18 protein-coding genes and 1 pseudogene are annotated in these 20,964 nt (G+C 50.5%); 11 read left to right on the top strand and 8 right to left on the bottom strand.

Features of this window, described 5'->3' with window-relative positions; all coding sequences use genetic code 11:
- Positions 1-120: 120 nt before the first annotated feature.
- Positions 121-555: pseudogene (locus tag Q9J79_RS08910) on the bottom strand (HK97 family phage prohead protease); the annotation flags it as partial.
- A 111-nt stretch (positions 556-666) separates the two neighbouring features.
- Positions 667-942: an LPD3 domain-containing protein gene (locus Q9J79_RS08905; RefSeq protein ID WP_301912348.1), complete on the bottom strand. Its 276-nt coding sequence runs from the start codon at positions 940-942 to the stop codon at positions 667-669.
- A 132-nt stretch (positions 943-1,074) separates the two neighbouring features.
- On the opposite strand from Q9J79_RS08905, the gene prmB reads away from it, so the two are divergent.
- The 5 genes from prmB (at position 1,075) to Q9J79_RS08880 (ending at position 5,824) form a co-directional block, all read left to right on the top strand.
- Positions 1,075-1,974, top strand: a complete 900-nt coding sequence (prmB, locus tag Q9J79_RS08900; RefSeq protein ID WP_301912349.1) for a 50S ribosomal protein L3 N(5)-glutamine methyltransferase — start codon at positions 1,075-1,077, stop codon at positions 1,972-1,974.
- Between the two features lie 137 nt (positions 1,975-2,111).
- A complete protein-coding gene (locus Q9J79_RS08895) occupies positions 2,112-2,849 on the top strand; it encodes a toxin-antitoxin system YwqK family antitoxin (protein WP_301912350.1) in 738 nt (245 codons plus the stop codon).
- A gap of 128 nt (positions 2,850-2,977) precedes the next feature.
- Entirely contained in the window at positions 2,978-3,250 is a 273-nt protein-coding gene (locus tag Q9J79_RS08890) for an ACT domain-containing protein (protein WP_003680574.1), read from the top strand.
- Positions 3,251-3,759: 509 nt separating this feature from the next.
- The gene (locus Q9J79_RS08885) at positions 3,760-4,413 is read left to right on the top strand and encodes a DUF6630 family protein (RefSeq protein WP_003754521.1); all 654 of its coding nucleotides are present in this window, start codon (positions 3,760-3,762) and stop codon (positions 4,411-4,413) included.
- 52 nt (positions 4,414-4,465) lie between these two features.
- Complete coding sequence (locus tag Q9J79_RS08880; RefSeq protein WP_301912351.1) at positions 4,466-5,824, top strand: PFL family protein; 1,359 nt, start codon at positions 4,466-4,468, stop codon at positions 5,822-5,824.
- 95 nt (positions 5,825-5,919) lie between these two features.
- Here Q9J79_RS08880 and Q9J79_RS08875 read toward each other — a convergent pair whose 3' ends face one another.
- Both Q9J79_RS08875 and alr read right to left on the bottom strand, forming a co-directional pair.
- Positions 5,920-6,399: a DUF4410 domain-containing protein gene (locus tag Q9J79_RS08875; RefSeq protein WP_301912352.1), complete on the bottom strand. Its 480-nt coding sequence runs from the start codon at positions 6,397-6,399 to the stop codon at positions 5,920-5,922.
- A 173-nt stretch (positions 6,400-6,572) separates the two neighbouring features.
- Positions 6,573-7,631, bottom strand: a complete 1,059-nt coding sequence (alr, locus tag Q9J79_RS08870; protein ID WP_301912354.1) for an alanine racemase — start codon at positions 7,629-7,631, stop codon at positions 6,573-6,575.
- A gap of 221 nt (positions 7,632-7,852) precedes the next feature.
- Here alr and Q9J79_RS08865 point away from each other — a divergent pair, with 221 nt between their 5' ends.
- Both Q9J79_RS08865 and Q9J79_RS08860 read left to right on the top strand, forming a co-directional pair.
- On the top strand, positions 7,853-8,317 hold the full coding sequence (locus Q9J79_RS08865; protein ID WP_301912355.1) for an Lrp/AsnC ligand binding domain-containing protein: 465 nt from the start codon (positions 7,853-7,855) through the stop codon (positions 8,315-8,317).
- Between the two features lie 921 nt (positions 8,318-9,238).
- A complete protein-coding gene (locus Q9J79_RS08860; RefSeq protein ID WP_118779415.1) occupies positions 9,239-9,727 on the top strand; it encodes a disulfide bond formation protein B in 489 nt (162 codons plus the stop codon).
- Positions 9,728-9,785: 58 nt separating this feature from the next.
- Here the strand turns inward: Q9J79_RS08860 and Q9J79_RS08855 are convergent, their stop codons facing one another.
- Positions 9,786-10,514: a YebC/PmpR family DNA-binding transcriptional regulator gene (locus Q9J79_RS08855; protein WP_301912356.1), complete on the bottom strand. Its 729-nt coding sequence runs from the start codon at positions 10,512-10,514 to the stop codon at positions 9,786-9,788.
- Between the two features lie 327 nt (positions 10,515-10,841).
- Here Q9J79_RS08855 and Q9J79_RS08850 point away from each other — a divergent pair, with 327 nt between their 5' ends.
- The gene (locus Q9J79_RS08850) at positions 10,842-12,260 is read left to right on the top strand and encodes an alanine/glycine:cation symporter family protein (RefSeq protein ID WP_301912357.1); all 1,419 of its coding nucleotides are present in this window, start codon (positions 10,842-10,844) and stop codon (positions 12,258-12,260) included.
- 63 nt (positions 12,261-12,323) lie between these two features.
- On the opposite strand, the gene trhA is transcribed toward Q9J79_RS08850, so the two are convergent.
- A complete protein-coding gene (gene trhA, locus Q9J79_RS08845) occupies positions 12,324-12,950 on the bottom strand; it encodes a PAQR family membrane homeostasis protein TrhA (RefSeq protein ID WP_301912358.1) in 627 nt (208 codons plus the stop codon).
- Positions 12,951-13,092: 142 nt separating this feature from the next.
- Here trhA and Q9J79_RS08840 point away from each other — a divergent pair, with 142 nt between their 5' ends.
- The 3 genes from Q9J79_RS08840 (at position 13,093) to Q9J79_RS08830 (ending at position 16,375) form a co-directional block, all read left to right on the top strand.
- Positions 13,093-14,442 (top strand): DUF2868 domain-containing protein, encoded by a 1,350-nt coding sequence (locus tag Q9J79_RS08840; protein WP_301912359.1) that lies wholly within the window; start codon positions 13,093-13,095, stop codon positions 14,440-14,442.
- A 169-nt stretch (positions 14,443-14,611) separates the two neighbouring features.
- Entirely contained in the window at positions 14,612-14,851 is a 240-nt protein-coding gene (locus tag Q9J79_RS08835) for a hypothetical protein (protein ID WP_301673184.1), read from the top strand.
- 183 nt (positions 14,852-15,034) lie between these two features.
- Positions 15,035-16,375: a GTPase/DUF3482 domain-containing protein gene (locus Q9J79_RS08830; RefSeq protein WP_301912373.1), complete on the top strand. Its 1,341-nt coding sequence runs from the start codon at positions 15,035-15,037 to the stop codon at positions 16,373-16,375.
- A 160-nt stretch (positions 16,376-16,535) separates the two neighbouring features.
- Here the strand turns inward: Q9J79_RS08830 and infB are convergent, their stop codons facing one another.
- On the bottom strand, positions 16,536-19,424 hold the full coding sequence (gene infB, locus Q9J79_RS08825; protein ID WP_301912360.1) for a translation initiation factor IF-2: 2,889 nt from the start codon (positions 19,422-19,424) through the stop codon (positions 16,536-16,538).
- A gap of 11 nt (positions 19,425-19,435) precedes the next feature.
- Complete coding sequence (nusA, locus tag Q9J79_RS08820) at positions 19,436-20,938, bottom strand: transcription termination factor NusA (protein WP_301912361.1); 1,503 nt, start codon at positions 20,936-20,938, stop codon at positions 19,436-19,438.
- Positions 20,939-20,964 lie beyond the last annotated feature (26 nt).

The raw sequence follows: 20,964 nt of genomic DNA, 5'->3' as shown, positions 1-20,964 counted from the left end.
GGGAACCTGTAAAGGAAGGGGCATCGGCTGCCGCCGGTGCTTTTTTGTTTTTTGTTTGGAAGGGAAATGGCTAAAATATGCAGTATTGTGTTCTGTATCATTGTTTACCGCTTCCGCACCTTTGTCCGCCTTAAAGCAGGTAAACACAGCATCGGGATTGGCAGGGCGGGCAACCAAGCTGATTTCCGTCAGCTTCAAGCCCGCGATTTGCGACTTGTTCAACTCATCGCGGGCGGTAACGCTGCCGCCGATGGAAAAGCCCTTGTAAACGCTCGTCCTGACTTTTGCCACGGCAACGGGATCGACGATATGCGCCCCAAAGGTTCTGCCGTCGTCTTCCACGTTGATTTCAATCGCCGTTCCCGCCACGTTTGAGCCGTGCATCTCGCGCACCGCGCCAAACTTTATATAATCGGGAATCGCCGCCTTCATAGCTGCCGCCGGGATGACTTCGCCGTCCTAATCGACCGCCTCGCTTGAGGTGTAACCCCAAACTTTGACCGTGCCGTCATCCTGCGCCTCCATCTTGGCGATTTCTGCGTATAACTTCGTCATTGGTTTATTTCTGTCTGTATAAATGGTATGTTGAATTTAAAGCCCTTTTGTAATGCTGGAAGCGTACTTGCCTTAACGGTATCCGCTCCAGAGCTACACTGCAAAAGGGCTTTACTCATCCTTCAAGATGAAATGGTCGTAATGTTTATGGCCGTCTGGAAACTCCCTTACAATCACGCCGACATTTAAAGACTCATTCCCAACCTTGGCAACGGCACGATACTTATGTACTGCAATAATATCAGGACGACCTTTCCTATCCGAATAAGAACCCTCATATTTTGCGTAGCGCAATAAGTCATCAAGTTTTGTTATGATGGATAATTCCGCCTGATTTGCCTTTGACGCAGAGTGCCAGCACATCAGGTTGCCTATACCGTCCGCCATTGCCGTTTCCGTTCGGGCGATGGTTTTCGCGCGGGCATTTGGGTAGACTGAGTGGTTATTTGACGATATGAAAAGGTTTGCTTGTTGTTTCTGTTATAATTAAAAGCATTTATACGCAGAATGGTTCATATTATGTTTAATCAGGCAGCACAAGAATTGACGACTATCCGCGATATCTTACGTTTTGCAGTCAGCCGTTTTAATGAGGCAGGGCTCTTTTTTGGTCATGGAACAGATAATGCGCATGATGAAGCGGCTTATTTGATTCTGCATACTTTGAATTTGCCTTTGGATATGCTTGCCCCATATCTTGATGCAAAACTCTTGGAAGCTGAAAAAGAGGAAGTGTTGGCGGTTATTGAGCGACGCGCCGTTGAACACATTCCTGCTGCTTATTTGACGCAGCAGGCATGGCAGGGAGAGTTTGATTTTTATGTGGATGAGCGCGTAATCATACCTCGTTCTTTTATTTATGAATTGTTGGGTGACGGACTTCGTCCTTGGATAGAATACGATGAGTTGGTGCATAATGCTTTGGATCTTTGTACCGGAAGCGGATGTCTCGCAATTCAGATGGCGCATCACTATCCCGATGCGCAGATTGATGCGGTTGATGTGAGCTTGGATGCTTTGGAAGTGGCAGGGATTAATGTCGAAGATTATGGTTTGGAAGAACGCATCCAGCTTATTCATACGGATTTGTTTGAAGGATTGGAAAGTAGTTATGATTTGATTGTTTCCAATCCTCCTTATGTTGATGCGGAATCGGTTGAGTTATTGCCTGAAGAGTATTTACATGAACCGGAATTGGCATTGGGTAGTGGTGAGGACGGATTGGATGCAACCAGACAAATTCTTCTGAATGCAGCAAAGTTTCTGAATCCTAAAGGTGTATTGTTGGTAGAAATCGGGCATAACAGGGATGTATTAGAAGCGGCGTATCCGGAGTTGCCTTTTACTTGGTTGGAAACCAGCGGGGGCGACGGTTTTGTTTTCCTCTTGACGCGCGAGCAGTTATTGGGTGAAGAGTGAGTTGAAGGGGAAATGCCGTCTGAAGACGATTTGTTTTCAGACGGTATTTTTACGATACGTTGTCTCGGGTTTGACGCTTGGCAGAGAAATCCTTACCATATTGTTTATAAGTTAATTGTTTTTATATCGCTATTGCAATGAAAAAATTATCTCGGATTGTATTTTCAATTGTCCTGTTGGGTTTTTCGACCGCTTTGCCGGCGCAGACCTATTCTGTTTATTTTAATCAGAACGGGAAACTGACGGCGACGATGTCTTCTGCCGCTTATATCAGGCAATATAGTGTGGCGGCAGGTATTGCGCACGCGCAGGATTTTTATTATCCGTCGATGAAGAAATATTCCGAACCTTATATTGTTGCTTCAACGCAAATCAAATCTTTTGTGCCTACCCTGCAAAACGGTATGTTGATTTTGTGGCATTTTAATGGTCAGAAAAAAATGGCGGGGGGCTTCAGCAAGGGTAAGCCGGACGGGGAATGGGTCAACTGGTATCCGAACGGTAAAAAATCTGCCGTTATGCCTTATAAAAATGGTTTGAGTGAAGGTACGGGATACCGTTATTACCGTAACGGCGGCAAGGAAAGCGAAATCCAGTTTAAGCAAAATAAGGCAAACGGCGTATGGAAGCAATGGTATGCCGACGGCAGCATCAAGACGGAAATGGTTATGGCCAACGATGAACCTGTCAAGATTCTGACTTGGGATGAAAGCGGTCGATTACTCTCGGAACTGTCTATCCATCATCATAAACGTAATGGAGTAGTCTTAGAGTGGTATGAAGATGGTTCTAAAAAGAGCGAAGCTGTTTATCAGGATGATAAGTTGGTTAGGAAAACTCAGTGGGATAAGGATGGTTATTTAATCGAACCCTAAATTTGATGCCGTCTGAAATATATTCAGACGGCATTCTTATATGTGCAGATTGATGGCATTGTTTCTTGAAAATTTAGCAGTGGTATATAATTTTGGCTTTTAATGAATATCTGCAAGGAGAAAGCTTCGTGAATAATTCAGTCATCACCGTCATCGGTAAAGATCGTGTGGGCATTGTGTACGACGTTTCCAAAATTTTAGCGGAAAACCAAATCAATATTCTCAACATCAGCCAACAGCTGATGGACGATTTTTTTACCATGATTATTTTGGTGGACACTTCAAAATGCACCAAATCGCGTCAAGAGGTTTTGGATTTGTTTGCGGAAGAGAGCAAAAAACTCGCGCTTGATATCCGTATGCAAAACGAAGAAATTTTTCAAGCCATGCACCGAATCTGAAAAAAGCAGCCTGCACTCTAGTTTTCAAAGTGCAGGCTGCTTTGAATGTGTTGGAGAACAGGGCAGAGATACCATCGTTACCGGCCGTTCAGGCTGACTGAAAAGAAGGAGTTCCACCATGATAACCCTGCGCCAACCTCTAAACCGGTGAAAAAGCATCGAAACTTTGGTGCGCGAAGATACTGTGTTGCGCGACCATGAAGGCGTATATTTACAATAGACCTGCCTGCCACCCGACACGTTCGAGCTGTTTTACGTAAATAACCGATTAGATGCCAATGCTTTTATGACTGCACGCTACCAAATCGTGATCGATAACAAAGTGATACCGTGTCGTTCAAAGTGTAGAGCGTGGAGCACGGATTTTTGGCGTTTTTGCTGTCGCTTCCTGTGTTTGTGCTTGTCAAACGGCTGATGTTGCGGTAGTGGTTGGGCGGTAAAAACAAATCCAAGCAAAAGGAAATACAGGCAGTCTGCATTTCAAAATACCAAAATACGAGAATATTTCAATGAAACCCGAAAAAATACTGCAAAAAATTGTTACCGAAAACGAATATACTGCGCTGCTGCCATCAGCTTCTCAAAACGAAATATTGCGAGAAGCCCTGTATCAAAACCGTATTTTTCTCTTTTTAGATTGGAAAGGGGAGAGTGGGCAGGGTGAGCTTTATCAATTTGTCAATGAGCGTTTGGTAGCATTCGGCAAAGAAATACTAAAAGTAAAACCTGATGATTTATATAAAAAATTCGATAAAGAATTTGGCCAAGATTGGGAAAGCGGCAATTTTCTGCCCTTTGCCTTCGATTATTTCGACGGCAAACTCAAACGGCAAAAAATGCGGTTGATGTTTTTGGAAAGCGGCAGCGATGACTATACTGTGTTTATTGTTCCGAGCAACGCATGTAAAAGTTTGGAAAGAATCCAGTCTGATTTTTGGACCTTCCAAAGTCTGAACAAAGCGGCAAATTTCATCTTATATACGGTCGATTGCTCCTCCTGCGGTCAACTGTCGGCATGGGATTTGGCCATAAGCGAGCCGCCGCCGTATGCTAATCACGAAGCGGCATACTGCGATTCCTGCCGCCAACCCTTATGGGATGCGGACGGCAAACTGTTTGCCGCAGTAGAAGAAACACCGCATTATGTCTCAGAACAAAAATAAATCACAGGCAGCCTGCACCAAATAAAACCCATTCAACAAGGAATCCCCAAAAATGTCCCAAGTCCATTCCAACGAAATTCTCGAAACCATCCGCATGGTTGCCGACCAGAATTTTGATGTCCGCACCATTACCATAGGCATTGATTTGCACGACTGCATCAGCACCGACATCGACGTGTTGAACCAAAACATTTACAACAAAATCACTACGGTCGGCAAAGAATTGGTGGCAACGGCAAAATATCTGTCTGCCAAATACGGCGTGCCGATTGTGAATCAGCGTATTTCCGTTACGCCGATTGCCCAAATCGCGGCGGCAACCAAAGCCGATTCTTACGTCAGCGTAGCGCAAACTTTGGACAAGGCAGCCAAAGCCATCGGCGTGTCCTTTATCGGCGGCTTTTCCGCGCTGGTGCAAAAAGGCATGTCGCCTTCGGATGAGGTGTTGATCCGTTCCATTCCCGAAGCGATGAAAACTACCGACATCGTGTGCAGCTCTATCAATATCGGCAGCACGCGTGCCGGTATCAATATGGATGCGGTCAAGTTGGCAGGCGAAACCATCAAACGCACGGCGGAAATCACGCCCGAAGGTTTCGGCTGCGCCAAAATCGTCGTGTTTTGCAACGCGGTGGAAGATAATCCGTTTATGGCGGGCGCGTTCCACGGCTCGGGCGAAGCGGATGCCGTGATTAATGTCGGTGTTTCCGGCCCGGGTGTCGTAAAAGCCGCGTTGGAAAATTCAGATGCAACGACATTGACCGAAGTTGCGGAAGTAGTGAAGAAAACCGCTTTCAAAATTACCCGCGTGGGCGAACTCATTGGTCGAGAAGCCTCGAAAATGCTTGGCATTCCGTTCGGCATTCTCGATTTGTCGCTGGCACCGACCCCCGCCGTTGGCGACTCGGTGGCGCGCATTCTTGAAGAAATGGGCTTGAGCGTCTGCGGTACGCACGGCACGACGGCTGCCTTGGCATTGCTGAACGATGCCGTGAAAAAAGGCGGCATGATGGCTTCCAGCGCGGTCGGGGGTTTGAGCGGCGCGTTTATCCCTGTTTCGGAAGATGAAGGTATGATTGCCGCCGCCGAAGCAGGCGTGTTGACGCTGGACAAACTCGAAGCGATGACCGCCGTTTGTTCGGTCGGCTTGGATATGATTGCCGTTCCCGGCGACACACCCGCGCACACCATTTCCGGCATCATCGCCGACGAAGCCGCCATCGGCATGATCAACAGCAAAACTACTGCCGTACGCATTATTCCGGTAACCGGTAAAACCGTCGGCGACAGCGTCGAGTTCGGTGGCTTGTTGGGCTACGCGCCCGTGATGCCGGTTAAAGAAGGTTCGTGCGAAGTGTTTGTCAACCGGGGCGGCAGGATTCCCGCACCGGTTCAATCGATGAAAAACTGATTGCGGTTTTGATGGCAAAATGCCGTCTGAAAGGCTTCAGACGGCATTTTGCCCATAGTTGTCCGATAAAATGTCTTTGGAAAATAATATATTGATTATTTTTCTTTTTTCAAAATACCGGATTCTGCAATTTTTTTGGCAATGTCTTTAGCCGACCTTTTCAGGACATCGCCGCTGTTTCCGCCAAATGCGCCCATTGCCAACATACCGTCAGTTTGAATATTACCGACAATTTTCCCGCTTTCTTTATCAACGAGTGTCGTGACGATTTTTGATGTTGCTTTGCCTGCGCCAAAACCAACCAAATAACGCAAGGCACGGTTTCCTTCATTAAAGTTTTCGATGTTGACATTAATATCCAAGTCATCGCCTACGGCGTAACCGAGTGCGGCTAATTCACGGTTTAAGTTTTGGATAAAAAGCGCACGGGTGTCAGATGGGATATGATCTTGGGAAAGATCGCGGATGGTGTAGCTATGATAGCTTTTTTCTTTTTGGCTGAAATCAACAGTGCTGGTTGTCGAACAGGCCGATAAAGCCAATACTGATGCCGTCAGCGCGAGTAGTTTTTTCATAGTAAAATTTTCTTCTTTAATGGATAAAATGCTTAAATTTAAGTAAATCGATTATAAATCATTTTTTTTCAATTCGTTACGCTTGTTTCAATCTGATTGGCGGATCGTTTGACCCATATAAACGCCAAAATGCCGTCTGAAAGGCTTCAGACGGCATTTTCGTTTGGAGTCGATTACTCGATATAAGTGAATTTTGCACGTTTGATATTGCACATCAATTCGTAAGGGATGGTTCCAGCCGCTTCGGCAACGGTATTGATATTAACCGTATCGCCCCACAGTTCGACTTCATGACCCAAACCTTCTTGCGAAGCATCCAGCTCGATGGTCATCATATCCATAGAGACCCTGCCGATGACCCGGGTCAATTTACCGTCGACGGCGACGGGGGAATTGCTTGGGGCGCGGCGCGGATAACCGTCCGCATAACCGCAGGCAATCAGACCGACCCGCGTAGATTTGCTGGTATAAAATGTTGCGCCATAACCGATAGGGGAGTGCGGCTGTAAAACGCGTTCGCCGAAAATACGGGTGGAAAGCCTCATTACGGGTTCCAGCCTGTCATCGCTGCCTCCGAATGGGGAAATGCCGTACAACGCCAAGCCCGCGCGTCCCCAATCCCTGCGTGCTTCGGGGATATTCAAAATAGCCGCCGAATTGGCAAGGCTTTCTTCGCCTTCCAGCCCTTTTGTACCCAAATCGAATGCTTCCATCTGTATTTCCGTCATGCCGCTTTCGGGTTCGTCCGCACAGGAGAAATGCGAGAACTTGACAATACTGTCCACATATTCCGACTGTTTCAATGCCGCATATGCCGAAGCGTAATCATGAGGGAAAAATCCGGTGCGGTGCATTCCTGAATCCATTTTCAACCAGACTTTGACGGGTTTTTTCCAATGACGGGAAAGCAAAGCCTCAAGTTGCCATTGGTTTCCGACTGCCGGCCAGAGCGAGTATTGTTCGACCGCTTCGTACTCTGATGCTTCAAATACGCCTTCCAAAAGGACAATCGGATGGGTAATGCCGCTCTCACGCAGCCTGATTCCCTCATCGATTGTGGCCACGGCGAAACCATCTGCCAAGTCTGCCAGCGCGAAAGCACATCTGACCGCACCGTGTCCGTATGCGTCGGCCTTCACTACCGCCAACAGTTTGCCTCCGTGCATTTCCTTTAAAATCTGATAATTGTGCCTAAGGTTGCCCAACCTGATCTGCACGTTCAAAGGGCGCATAAATTCATTCCTTACCAAACAAGTGTTTATTAGCAAAATTAAGAAATCGGTTTGGGGATTATAATCCAACGGCAAGGCTTTTAAAATATTAAAGAACCTTGTGTTTTCAAGCCGGGGCAGCAGTTTTCAGGTAGGAAGGCGGTTCGCTTTTCCTGATATAATCGCTTTCCCAAATTTATACTCTATTTGTTAAAATCAATAATAAATACAAAGCAATCCAAATGAAAGAACTAGATAAAATCGATTTCCGCATCCTTAAGATCCTTCAACAGAATGCCCGCATCCCGATGACGGAGCTTGCCGAGAAGGTAGGCTTGTCCACCACGCCCGTTACAGAGAGGGTGCGCCGTTTGGAGCGGGAACATTATATTTCCGGCTATCACGCCCGTCTCAATCCCCATCTGTTGGGCAAACCTTTATTGGTTTTTGTCGAATTGAAATTACAATCCAAATCGGGCAATATCTTTGAAGACTTTAAAAAGGAAGTGCTGAAAATTCCGCAAATTATGGAATGCCACTTGGTATCGGGCGAATACGACTATCTGATTAAAGTACGTTTGCCCGATATGTCTGCCTATCGGGATATGCTCGGCAATATCCTATTGCAACTGCCTGCCGCTTCGGAGAGTAGGAGTTATGTTGTGATGGAGGAAGTCAAAGAAAATACGGTGTTGGATTTGGATTGAATATTTCAGGCTGGCTATGCAGTTTGACACCTGAATGAAATATAACAACAAAACGTATGGTAGGTTGTAGTTTTAGATAAAAAAATGCACACATTCAATAGAATGTGCGCCAAGTCTACAAAGGAGAAATAGAGGAGAAACTATTAACTGACTACTCGAACCAGCTAACGGGGTAAATTATGCAGCTTTTCCGGTCAAAAAGCAAGCGGTTTTCTTGTTAAATTTCTTAAAGGATAGAATTTTAAGCGATAAAAGTAATTAAATTTCAAAGAGGGCGGAGATAAAAAAATGCACACATCCGATTGAATGTGTGCCAAGTCTACAAAGGAGAAATAGAGGAGAAAAATCAAGCTGCATCAAGCAACTCAACGGCGGTAATTATCCGCCGTTTCTTATCCGCTGTCAATTATTTTTTGAAAATTTACCCGACCGATTCAAATTTTGCAAAAAACTTGCCCGATGGCTATCCGGTAACAAATTCCTTCAAAAACCCGTCAATCCGCTTATTCAAAAAAATCATATTATTTCATCGTGTTTCCTTTTCGGTTGAAACCCCGCACTTTAGGGCGGCAGGATCAGACTTTATTTGGGAGGGGCGTAAGCCCTTCCGAATCAGGGCGGCACATAGGGCGGTGCTTTATGTGTCGTCCTGTGTGTTGAAACATTGAAATAAACTTTTGCCTTTTCTTTATCGGCTGTTGCTTTTGATTCGCTAAATTTGCCGAAATTCAAATCCTCCGGATGTATTTTTTTTGCGGGCATTGTGCGGGCAAATCGCCGTTTTGTCCCTTGTCAGGTTTTGTGCATATCGGGGAAAACCGAAATCGTCCGCACCTGCGCCGGTGTTGATTCGTCCCTTGCCATCTCGGGATATATCCAGCAAAATCGGCATATCGGTATTTTGATTGGTGTGTTGAGAAAATGACCCCGTTATTTAGAAAAGCCGTTTGGCTGCTGTTTGCCGTTTCGGTCTGTGCATTTGCCGGTTCTTTGGCGGCACAGTATGTTTTGGGTATGGAGCCTTGCGTTTTGTGTATCAGTCAGCGGTTATGCGTTTTGGCAACCGCATTGTGCACGGCAATTGTCCTGATGTGCAGACCAAGAAGAAGGGCAGGCGGTTTGTTCGGTGCTGTCTTTATCAGCATTCCGGCCGTTACGGGTATTTCTGTTGCGGCATATCAGTTGTGGCTGCAGTCGCTGCCGCCAGGAACCGCTCCTTCGTGCGGCGCGCCGTGGACGTTCCGATTGAAGGGCTGGCCTTTGTTTGATTGGTTCGAGCCTGTCGTGCGCGGGTTCGGAAATTGTGCTGAACCGGATTATCTGCTGGGAATTGCTTTGCCTGTTTGGAGCGCGGCGTATTTTCTGGCGGTTGTCCTGACGGTTTGGTGGGCGTGGGCAAGGGCTAAATAAATCAATGCCGTCTGAAAGGTTCAGACGGCATTTTATTGTATGTCTGCTGTGCTGCGTATCAGTCCAGATTCAATACGGCGGAAGTGTAAACGTCTTGCACGTCGTCCAAGTCTTCCAGCGCGTCAATCAGTTTTTGCATTTTGACGGCATCGTCGCCGGAGAGTTCGGTTTCGTTTTGGGCGCGCATGGTTACGTCGCCGTCAACGGATTTGTAACCTGCGGTTTCCAATACCGCTTTCACGCCCGCCCAATCGTTTGGCGCGGTAATGACTTCGATGGAACCGTCGTCGTTGGCAACCACGTCTTCCGCACCGGCTTCCAAAGCCGCTTCCATCAGCGCGTCTTCGTCAACACCGGGTTCGAATACCAAATAGCCCTGATGCACGAAGTTGAACGCCACGCAGCCGTCGGTACCCAAGTTACCGCCGTTTTTGGTAAACGCGTGGCGCACGTCGGCAACGGTGCGGGTTTTGTTGTCGGTCAGGCAGTCCACCATCAAAGCCGCGCCGCCGATGCCGTAGCCTTCGTAGCGCAATTCGATGTATTCCACGCCTTCCAAGTTGCCCGTACCTTTGTCGATGGCGCGTTGCACATTGTCTTTGGGCATATTGTTTTCGGCTGCTTTTTCCAAAGCCAGACGCAGGCGCGGATTTGCGCCGGGATCGCCGCCGCCCATACGCGCCGCAACGGTGATTTCTTTAATTAAACGGGTGAAGATTTTGCCGCGTTTGGCATCCTGACGGGCTTTTTTATGCTGGATATTCGCCCACTTGCTATGGCCTGCCATAAATTTCCTTTCTTATTTCAAATAATTAATCTGTTTTTGTCAGATTTTTTACGGTCGGCATTTTAACATAAGTTGCAAGCACCCAAAATATCCTGTTTTATGCCGTGCCGTTGTCTATGCCGTCTGAAAACGATTTCCTCCGCTTTCCGCTTAAAAATAAAGAAATATTTTAATAAACGATATTTTACGGTATGATGGCACAGCTTCTCCCCGATTGTTGACAATTGAAGGTATCTGTTGAGGGCAAATACGGTCTGCTCGCCGTGTTTCCTTATTGGAATGTCTTGGGGAAAGCAGTCATTTTAATCGTAAGATAAGGTTTATTTTATGGAAAATATATTGTCTGTTCTGGTGGGTACAGTCAATCGGTTTCTTTGGGACTACCTGCTGATTTATGCCCTTTTGGGTATCGGCCTGTTTTTTACGCTGTATCTCGGTGCGCCGCAGATTTTGAAGTTTGGCGCGGGATTCAAATCCGTATTCGGCGGCTTGTTTGCCAAAGGCGATAAAGACGATAAGTCCTTATCGCAGTTTCAGGCGTTGGCGGTTGCCATATCCGCGCAAATCGGTACGGGCAATGTCGCTGGCGTGGCGACCGCCATTACCGCAGGCGGGCCGGGCGCGATTTTTTGGATGTGGCTTTCTGCCGTTTTGGGGATGTCCACGATTTTTGCGGAAGCACTGCTGGCGCAGAAATACCGCGTCGTCAGCCACGGCAAATACATCGGCGGGCCGGCGTTTTATATTACGCACGGTCTGACTCCGAAAATCGGTCGCGGCGCGGCGCGTTTCCTGTCCGGTTTCTTTTCCATTGCGTTGATTATCGCATTGGGCTTTATCGGCAATGCGACTCAGGCAAACTCCATCGCTTCTGCCGTTACCATTGCATTTGATGTGCCTTCTTTGGCGGTCGGTATTGTGCTTGCCGTCCTTGCGGGCATGGTTGTGATTGGCGGTGTGAACCGTATTGCCAATATTGCCCAGTTTGTCGTGCCGTTTATGGCGGTTGTTTATATTTTGTGCGCCGTCGTTATCCTGTTTGAATTTTCCGACCATATTGTGCCGATGTTCAACCACATCTTTACCGCCGCCTTCAATCCCGAAGCCGTTTTGGGCGGTGCTGCGGGTATCGGTATGCGTGAAGCGATACGTTTCGGCGTGGCGCGCGGTCTGTTTTCCAATGAGGCGGGGATGGGTTCGACTCCGCACGCCCATGCGACTGCGGATGTGAAGCATCCTGTGCAGCAAGGTATGGCGGCATTTGTCGGCGTGTTTATCGATACGATTTTGGTATGTACGGCAACTGCGCTGATTATCCTGTTGACCGATGCCAACCTTTCGGGCGAACAGGGCGCGGCGGTTACTCAATTTGCCTTTAACAAGGCATTTCCGGGCTTCGGTTCGCAATTGCTTGCCGTGTGTCTGACCTTCTTCGCCTTTACGACCATTATCGGCTGGTATTATTTCGGCGAGTCCAACATCCGCTTCCTTTTCAGGGGAAGACACTTGGGCATCTATCGCGCATTGGTTCTGCTTGCCATTGTTTTGGGTACGCTCGGCAAAGTCGATTTGGTTTGGAGCCTGTCCGATATGTTCAACGGCTTTATGGTTATCCCGAACTTGATTGCCCTGTTTTTGCTGCGTAAGGAAATCCGTGCCATTTATGATGATTATTTGGCACAGAAAAAAGCGGGTCGGGATTTGTCCTATCAGTATGAATTCCACGAGTTCCACGACAAGGGTTGATGTCCGGCAAACAGAAAACCTCCCAATCTTCAGGATCGGGAGGTTTTGCTTTTCAGACGGCATTCAGATTACATAACCGTACACGCTGACAAATTGGGTGATGCTGCCGCCCAATACGAACAGATGCCAGATTCCGTGCCCGTGTCGGATTTTTTCATCGTTTACAAACCAGTAAATGCCGACGCTGTACAGCATACCGCCTGCCGCCAGCCAAGCCAGTCCTGCCGGCGGGAGTGAGGCTGTCAGGGATTTCATTACCGCCAAGACCATCCAGCCCATTACGATATAAATCGCAATAGACAGCAGACGTTTTTCGCTTTTCCGTCCGATGGTGAGTTCTTGCGCGATTCCTGCAGCCGCCAGCAGCCAGGACAGTGAAAATACCGTCCAGCCCGGCCCGTTTCTCAAAGAAACCAGTGCAAACGGTGTGTAGCTTCCGGCAATCAGCACATAAATCATGCAGTGGTCGGTTTTTTTCAAAATGCTTTTCAGTTTTCCGGCTGCAATTCCGTGGTACAGCGAGGAACTCAAATAGAGCAGAAGAAGGCTGATACCGTAAACCGATACGCTGAAGATACGGTAGCTGTCCCCGTGTCCTATGGTTTTCAGCAGCATCAGCACCAAACCTGCCGCCGCCAGAATCAAACCGCTCAAATGGCTGTAAGTATTGAAGCGTTCGCCTGCATACATCGCACAATCTTTCGGGAAAGTAGAGGCAGTCAGTTTACGCCGATACTTTTGCCCCTGTGTGGGATTTACTCTTTGCCTACACTGTGAATATTCTTGAAAATGCGTGTGTTAAAATCTGTTTTTTATTTTCAGACGGCATTTTATGTTGAATCCATCCCGAAAACTGGTTGAGCTGGTCCGTATTTTGGATGAAGGCGGTTTTATTTTCAGCGGCGATCCCGTGCAGGCGACGGAGGCTTTGCGCCGTGTGGACGGCGGTACGGAGGAAAAAATCATCCGTCGGGCGGAGATGATCGACAGGAACCGTATGCTGCGGGACACGTTGGAACGTGTGCGTGCGGGGTCGTTCTGGTTGTGGGTGGTGGCGGCATCGATGATGTTTACCGCCGGATTTTCAGGTACTTATCTTCTGATGGACAATCAGGGGCTGAATTTCTTTTTGGTTTTGGCGGGCGTGTTGGGCATGAATACGCTGATGCTGGCAGTATGGTTGGCAACGTTGTTCCTGCGCGTGAAAGTGGGGCGGTTTTTCAGCAGTCCGGCGACGTGGTTTCGGGGCAAAGACCCCGTCAATCAGGCGGTGTTGCGGCTGTATGCGGACGAATGGCGGCAACCTTCGGTACGTTGGAAAATAGGTGCAACGTCGCACAGCCTGTGGCTCTGCACGCTGCTCGGAATGCTGGTGTCGGTATTGCTGCTGCTTTTGGTGCGGCAATATACGTTCAACTGGGAAAGTACGCTGTTGGGCGATTCGTCTTCGGTACGGCTGGTGGAAATGTTGGCATGGCTGCCTGCGAAACTGGGTTTTCCCGTGCCTGATGCGCGGGCGGTCATCGAAGGCCGTCTGAACGGCAATATTGCCGATGCGCGGGCTTGGTCGGGGCTGCTGGTCGGCAGTATCGCCTGCTACGGCATCCTGCCGCGCCTGCTGGCTTGGGCGGTATGCAAAATCCTTTTAAAAACAAGCCAAAGCAAGTTGGATTTAGAGAAACCTTATTATCAGGCGGTCATCCGCCGTTGGCAGAGCAAAATCGTCGATGCGGATACGCGTCGGGAAACCGTGTCCGCCGTTTCCCCGAAAATCACCTTAAACGACGCGCCGAAATGGGCGGTCATGCTGGAGACCGAGTGGCAGGACGGCGCATGGTTCGAGGGCAGGCTGGCGCAGGAATGGCTGGATAAGGGCGTTGCCGCCAATCGGGAACAGGTTGCCGCACTGGAAGCGGAGTTGAAGCAGAAACCGGCGCAACTGCTTATCGGCGTGCGCGCCCAAACCGTGCCGGACCGGGGCGTATTGCGGCAGATTGTGCGGCTTTCGGAAGCGGCGCAGGGCGGTGCGGTGGTGCAGCTTCTGGCGGAACAGGGGCTTTCAGACGACCTTTCGGAAAAGCTGGAACATTGGCGTAACGCGCTGACCGAATGCGGCGCGGCGTGGTTGGAACCGGACAGGGCGGCGCAGGAAGGCCGTCTGAAAGCCGGCAAACATACCTGACGCGCCCTACCAAGCAGCCATTCTGAAAAACCGTTTGAAAATCTGTTTTTTAAAAAACAGGCATTTCGTTGATGCAACCTTGATTAGTCTGATAAAATACATTTGCAATACAACAAGTTAGATGTATGTTCCCGAATATTCAATTGATCTTAATTAATGGGACTAGGTAATGACAAATATATTAATATTTGAAGTGATGGTTATGGATGAGAATATTCTATTAAAAACGATAGAAAAACATAATCAAGCATTCAATACTGATTTTGAAGTAATTAAAATAGATTATGACGAAGCTATTTTTTGTACAATTCAAGTTTCAAAATATACTTACGCAGATTTATTTAATTTAGGGCATCACTTATCTATTGTGGAACATTTGATGCGCGAGCGTGGTGAAACTGATTGGTAAATTATCGTAGCTTGTGTCAGCCGCAGCAAGCAAGGTAGGTATATAACTTATTGCCCATGCCCATACATTCAGTTTTTTCATGTATATTCAATGCTATCAATTTCCGCCCGAATGGAAATAAGCGGCTTTTTCCTTGCAAACGGACGGAATCGAGCGAGTATTCAAACACAGCAAAAAAATATGATGGATAAACAACCCCTTTCCCTCGCCGTCGTCGGGCATACCAATACCGGCAAAACCTCGCTCCTGCGCACCCTGTTGCGCGACAGCGGTTTCGGCGAAGTCAGAAACGCCCCATCGACCACACGCCATGTCGAAGAAGCCGCCATCAGCGACGGCGCGGACACGCTGGTTTTCCTATACGACACGCCCGGACTCGAAGACGCGGGCGGCGTGCTGGAATGGCTGGAAACCCATACGGATGCCCGTTCGGACGGCATCGAGCGGCTGCACGCCTTCCTCGACAGCCACGACGCGCACCATGATTTCAACCAGGAAGCCAAAGTGCTGCGGCAGCTTTTGCAAAGCGATATGGCAATGTACGTCATCGACGCGCGCGAACCCGTCCTCGACAAATATCGGGATGAATTGACCATCCTTTCATGGTGTGCCAAACCGGTTATGCCCGTGTTCAACTTTACCGGCGGACAGCTTCCCGAATCGTGGACAACCATGCTGGCGAGGAGAAACCTGCACGTTTTCGCAGGGTTAGACACCGTCGCCTTTGATTTTGAAGGCGAACTGCGCCTGTGGAAAAACCTCGCCACCATGTTGCCCGAACGCAGCACACTCGACCGCCTGACAGCCATGCGCCGGCGCGAATGGCAGCGGCTGGACGGCGAAGCGCGCCGCGAAATCGCCGATTTCCTGCTTGATGCCGCCGCCTTCAGGCAGGAAGTGGACGAAAACGAGGATACCGACACCGTGTTGCAAACCATGCAGGCGGAAATACGCCAGCTCGAACGGAAGATGCAGCAGCGGCTGTTTGCCCTCTACCGTTTCTACCACAGCGAAATCGACGGCGGCGACTGGATGCCGCAAGCCTTCCGCCAAGACCCGTTCGACAGCGAATTACTCAAACAATACGGCATCCGCACCGGCACGGGCGCGGCAACCGGCGCGCTCATCGGCTTGGGGCTGGACATTGCCACGCTTGGCGGTTCGCTCGGATTGGGTACGGCAATCGGCGGCTTTTTGGGCGGCATCCTGCCCAATACCCGCACCATTTCCGACAAGCTCAACGGTCGCCAAACCCTACACACCGACCCCGAAACCCTGACCCTGCTCGCCGCCCGCGCCCTCGATCTGCTCCACGTCCTGCAAACGCGCGGCCACGCGGCGCAATCGCAAGTCGAGTTGCACAGCCGCAAAGCACCCTGGACACCAGACAAACTCCCGCCCGAACTCAACAAAGCCCGCAGTCATTGGAAATGGTCGTCGCTCAATACGCACCGCCCCGAAACCAGCCACGCCGAACGCGCAGGATATGTGGAAAAACTTCAAATCCGCCTGTCGGGAAAATAATGCCGTCTGAAGCCTGTTTGTATGGCAAGTCAGATTCAAATCGGGATAAGGCAGGAGGGCCGCTGAAGCCGATTTGCGACAAAAAACGGGTTCTGTATGATACAGAACCCGTTTCGTATGCCGTCTGAACGCTTCAGACGGCATTTTATTTGCAAAGGAATTACAGGGTGCGTGCCACTTCGACGATGTCGAAACATTCGAGTTGGTCGCCTTCCATGATTTCGTTGTAGCCTTTGAGCATCAGACCGCACTCGAAGCCCATACGGACTTCTTTTACGTCGTCTTTATAGCGTTTCAACGAAGCCAGTTCGCCCGTGTGGATGACCACGTTGTTGCGGATGAGGCGGACATGGGAATCGCGTTTGACCACGCCGTCGGTAACCATACAGCCTGCAATATTGCCGACTTTGGAAACGGAGATGACCTGACGGATTTCGACCGTACCGGTAACCTGTTCTTTCTCCTCGGGAGAAAGCATACCGCTCATCGCCGCCTTCACGTCGTCGATGGCATCATAGATGATGTTGTAGTAGCGGATTTCCACGTTTTCATTTTCGGCCAGCTTACGTGAAGAAGCATCTGCACGGACGTTAAAGCCGATGATGAATGCGCCTGAAGCGATGGCAAGGTTGACATCCGATTCGGTAATGCCGCCCACGCCGCTGTGCAACACGTTCACTTTCACTTCGTCTGTGGACAGTTTTTTCAGGCTACCCGCCAAAGCCTCGTAAGAGCCCTGAACGTCTGCCTTGATGATGACCGACAAAGATTGGGCTTGGGTTTCGCCCATATTGTTGAACATATTTTCCAGCTTCGCCGCCTGCTGTTTGGCAAGGCGCACGTCGCGGTATTTGCCTTGACGGAAGAGGGCGATTTCGCGTGCTTTTTTCTCGTCTGCCAATACCATCGCGTCTTCGCCCGCATTCGGTACGTCGGACAAGCCGAGGATTTCGACGGGGATGGATGGGCCGGCTTCGGTAATGGATTTGCCGTTTTCATCGACCATCGCGCGGATTTTGCCGAATGCCGTACCGGCCAGCAGCATATCGCCTTTTTTCAGCGTACCGCTTTGAACCAGCAATGTGGCAACAGCGCCGCGCCCTTTGTCCAAGCGCGCCTCGACGATGATGCCTTTGGCGGGCGCATCGACAGGTGCGGTCAGTTCCAATACTTCGGCTTCGAGCAATACGGCTTCGAGCAGCGCGTCGATGTTTGTTCCTTTTTTCGCGGAAACGTCGATGAATTGAACCGTGCCGCCCCAATCGTCGGGGATGACTTCGTGTTGGGTCAGTTCCTGACGGATGCGTTCGGGGTTGGCAGTGTCTTTATCGATTTTATTGACGGCAACCACAATCGGAACGCCTGCCGCTTTGGCGTGGGCAATCGCTTCGATGGTTTGCGGCATCACGCCGTCGTCGGCGGCAACCACAAGAATCACGATGTCGGTTGCTTTCGCGCCGCGCGCGCGCATAGCGGTAAAGGCTTCGTGTCCCGGGGTGTCCAAGAAGGTAATCACGCCGCGCGGCGTTTTGACGTGGTACGCGCCGATGTGCTGCGTAATGCCGCCCGCTTCGCCCTGTACCACTTTGGCGCGGCGGATGTAGTCCAGCAGCGAGGTTTTGCCGTGGTCGACGTGGCCCATCACGGTAACGACGGGCGGACGGGGCAGGGCTTCTGCATCTGCGGCTTCCACACCTTCGTCCAAAAAGGCTTCCGGATCGTCCGCTGCGGCGGGTTTGCCGATGTGTCCGAGTTCTTCGACGACAATCAGGGCGGTGTCTTGGTCGATAGATTGGTTGATGGTAACCATCATGCCCATCTTCATCAGGGCTTTAACCACTTCGACGCCTTTGACCGCCATTTTGTGCGCCAAATCGGCAACGGTAATGGTTTCAGGCACCAAAACTTCGTGTACGACAGGTTCGGTCGGTGCTTGGAAGGCGTGTTGGTTTGGCTCAAGTTTGAGTTTTTTGCCTTTTTTGCCGCCGCGTACGCGCTCGTCGTCACCATTGCGCGCATTGTTGCGGTCACGTCCACCTTTACCGCCTTTGCCTTTGGCGTTGCGGCCTTGACCTTCGTCATCGCGGTTGCGGCGGTCTTCTTTTTTCGCTTTTGCCGGATTGACAGGTTTGTTTTCGACGGCCGGCGCGGCTGTCTGCGGTTTCTCGGCAGGTTTGGCGGGACGCTGTCTGCCGGTTTTGGCTTCCTGTGCGGCTTTTGCCTGTTGTTCTGCCTGTTGTTTCATGGCTTCGCGGCGTGCCTGGCGTTCCTGTTTCTCTTTCAACAGGGCTTCCTGGTGGGCGCGAAGTGCGGCGGCGCGGCGTGCTTCTTCATCGCGTTGCGCCTGTTCTTCCGCGCTGACCACGGGTTGCGGCACGGCAGGTGCGGCAGGTTTCGCCGTTCTTTTGGCATCCTTGCCTTTGCCGTTTCGCTCGTGTTTCGGCTTGGCGGCTTTTTCTTTGGGCTCGGCGGGTTTTTCAGACGGCATTTTGTCAGCTTGGGCTTTTTCCGCTTTGCTTTCTTCGGCGGGTTTGGTTTCCGCCGCAACGGGTGCGGTTTCGGCTTTTGTTTCAGTGGGTTTCTGCGTGGCAGGTTTGGCTTTGTTGCCTGCTTTTGCCGCTTTCAGTTTTGCCGCTTCCGCTTCTGCCTTGGCACGGGCTTCTGCGCGTGCGGCAGCTTCGGCACGGGCTTTTGCCGCGTCTTCTGCCGTCTGCTCCGGCTGGGCAGGTGCGGCTTGGGTTTGGGCGGCTTTTACCTGTGCTGCCAACTCTTCGGCAGAAGGAATGTTGACAGTGCGTCCGCGTTTGCGTGTTTCGACTTTTACGCCGTCAACGGTGCTGACTTCGGTTTTGGTGCGGCGGATGCTGATGGTGCTGCTGTTGCTGCCGTTTTTCTTGGTCAGGTAGGCGTTTAGAAGCTGTTTGTCGTCCAGTGTCAGGGAATCGCTGCCGCTGGTTTTGCTGACGCCGGCTTCTTTCAACTGTTTCAGCAGGTCGTCGACCGGGCGTTTCAGTTCGGCGGCAAATTGTTCTACGGTTGTGTTACTCATCTTTACCCCCTTTATTTGTCTTCGGTAAACCAGTGTTCGCGTGCGGTCAGGATGACGGCTTTTGCGGTTTCTTCATTGACACCGGTAATTTCAATCAGCTCATCGACGGACAGTTCTGCCAAGTCGTCGCGTGTGGTAATGCCGGCTTCGGCGAGTTTGAGCAGCATATCGGCATCCACACCTTCCAGGCTGCGCATATCATCGGATACTTCGCCCAGTTTTTCTTCGGCGGCAATCGCCATGGTCAGAATGGCATCGCGGGCGCGGTTGCGGAGCATATCGACGATTTCTTCGTCAAATCCTTCAATGGCAAGCAGTTCGGCTGCAGGAACATAGGCGACTTCTTCCAATGTTGCGAAACCTTCCTGAACCAGTACGTCGGCAGTTTCTTCGTCCACGTTCAAGTGATTCATAAACAGGCGGCGGATGGCGGCATCTTCTGCCGCATTGCGTTCGTCTGCCTCGGCGGAAGTCATAATGTTGAGCTGCCAGCCGGTCAGTTCCGATGCCAGTCGGACGTTTTGACCGCCGCGTCCGATGGCAAGCGCAAGTTGATCTTCGGCAACGATGACATCGACGGCATGTTTGTCTTCGTCGATGACGATGCGGCTGACTTCGGCGGGTGAGAGCGCGCCCATAACGAATTGGGCAGGCTCGGGCGACCAAAGGACAACGTCGATGCGCTCACCGGACAATTCGTTGCTGACGGCATTGACACGCGAACCGCGAACGCCGATACAGGTGCCTTGCGGATCGATGCGCTGGTCGTTGGCTTTGACGGCGACTTTGGCACGTTGTCCCGGGTCGCGGGCGACAGCGCGGATTTCAAGCATGCCGTCTGCAATTTCAGGTACTTCATTGGCGTACAGTTTGACGAGGAAATCGCCGGAAGTACGGCTCAGGATGACTTGTTTGCGACCGGTGTTGCCGATTTCTTCGACGCGCAGGAAGAGGGCGCGGATGCGGTCGCCGCTGCGGAAGTTTTCGCGCGGAATCATTTGGTCACGCGGAATCAGCGCGTCCAGTTTGCCGGCAACGACTTCGACGATGATGCCGTGGCGTTCGACGCGTTTGACCGTGCCGGACACGATGTCTTCTTTGACGGCGAGAAACTCGTTCAGATTCTGCTCGCGCTCGGCATCGCGGATGCGTTGCAGGATGATTTGTTTGGCGGTTTGCGCCGCTTGGCGGCCGAAGCCTTCGTTGGGCAGCTGCTCTTCGTAGTATTCGCCGATTTGGATGGCGGTACCGGGAATTTCCTCTTGGATTTCCTCGATGGTTTTTTCGACATCGGGATAGGTATAGTCTTCATCAGCGACAATCAGCCAGCGGCGGAAGGTTTGGTATTCGCCGGTATCCCGGTTGATTTGGACGCGCACGTCCATGTGTTCGCGGTCTGCCTTTTTCTTGGCGGCGGTAGACAGGGCGAATTCCAGTGCTTGGAAGACGACTTCCGCATCAACGTTTTTTTCGCTTGCCAGTGCTTCTGCCAGCTGTAACATTTCACGACTCATTTTGAACATCTCCAATTATTGCTGTG

Origin of the sequence: Neisseria viridiae (genome assembly GCF_962747995.1) — a bacterium.
In the GTDB taxonomy this organism is placed as follows: domain Bacteria; phylum Pseudomonadota; class Gammaproteobacteria; order Burkholderiales; family Neisseriaceae; genus Neisseria; species Neisseria viridiae.
This window is presented reverse-complemented; position numbering and strand designations above follow the sequence as displayed.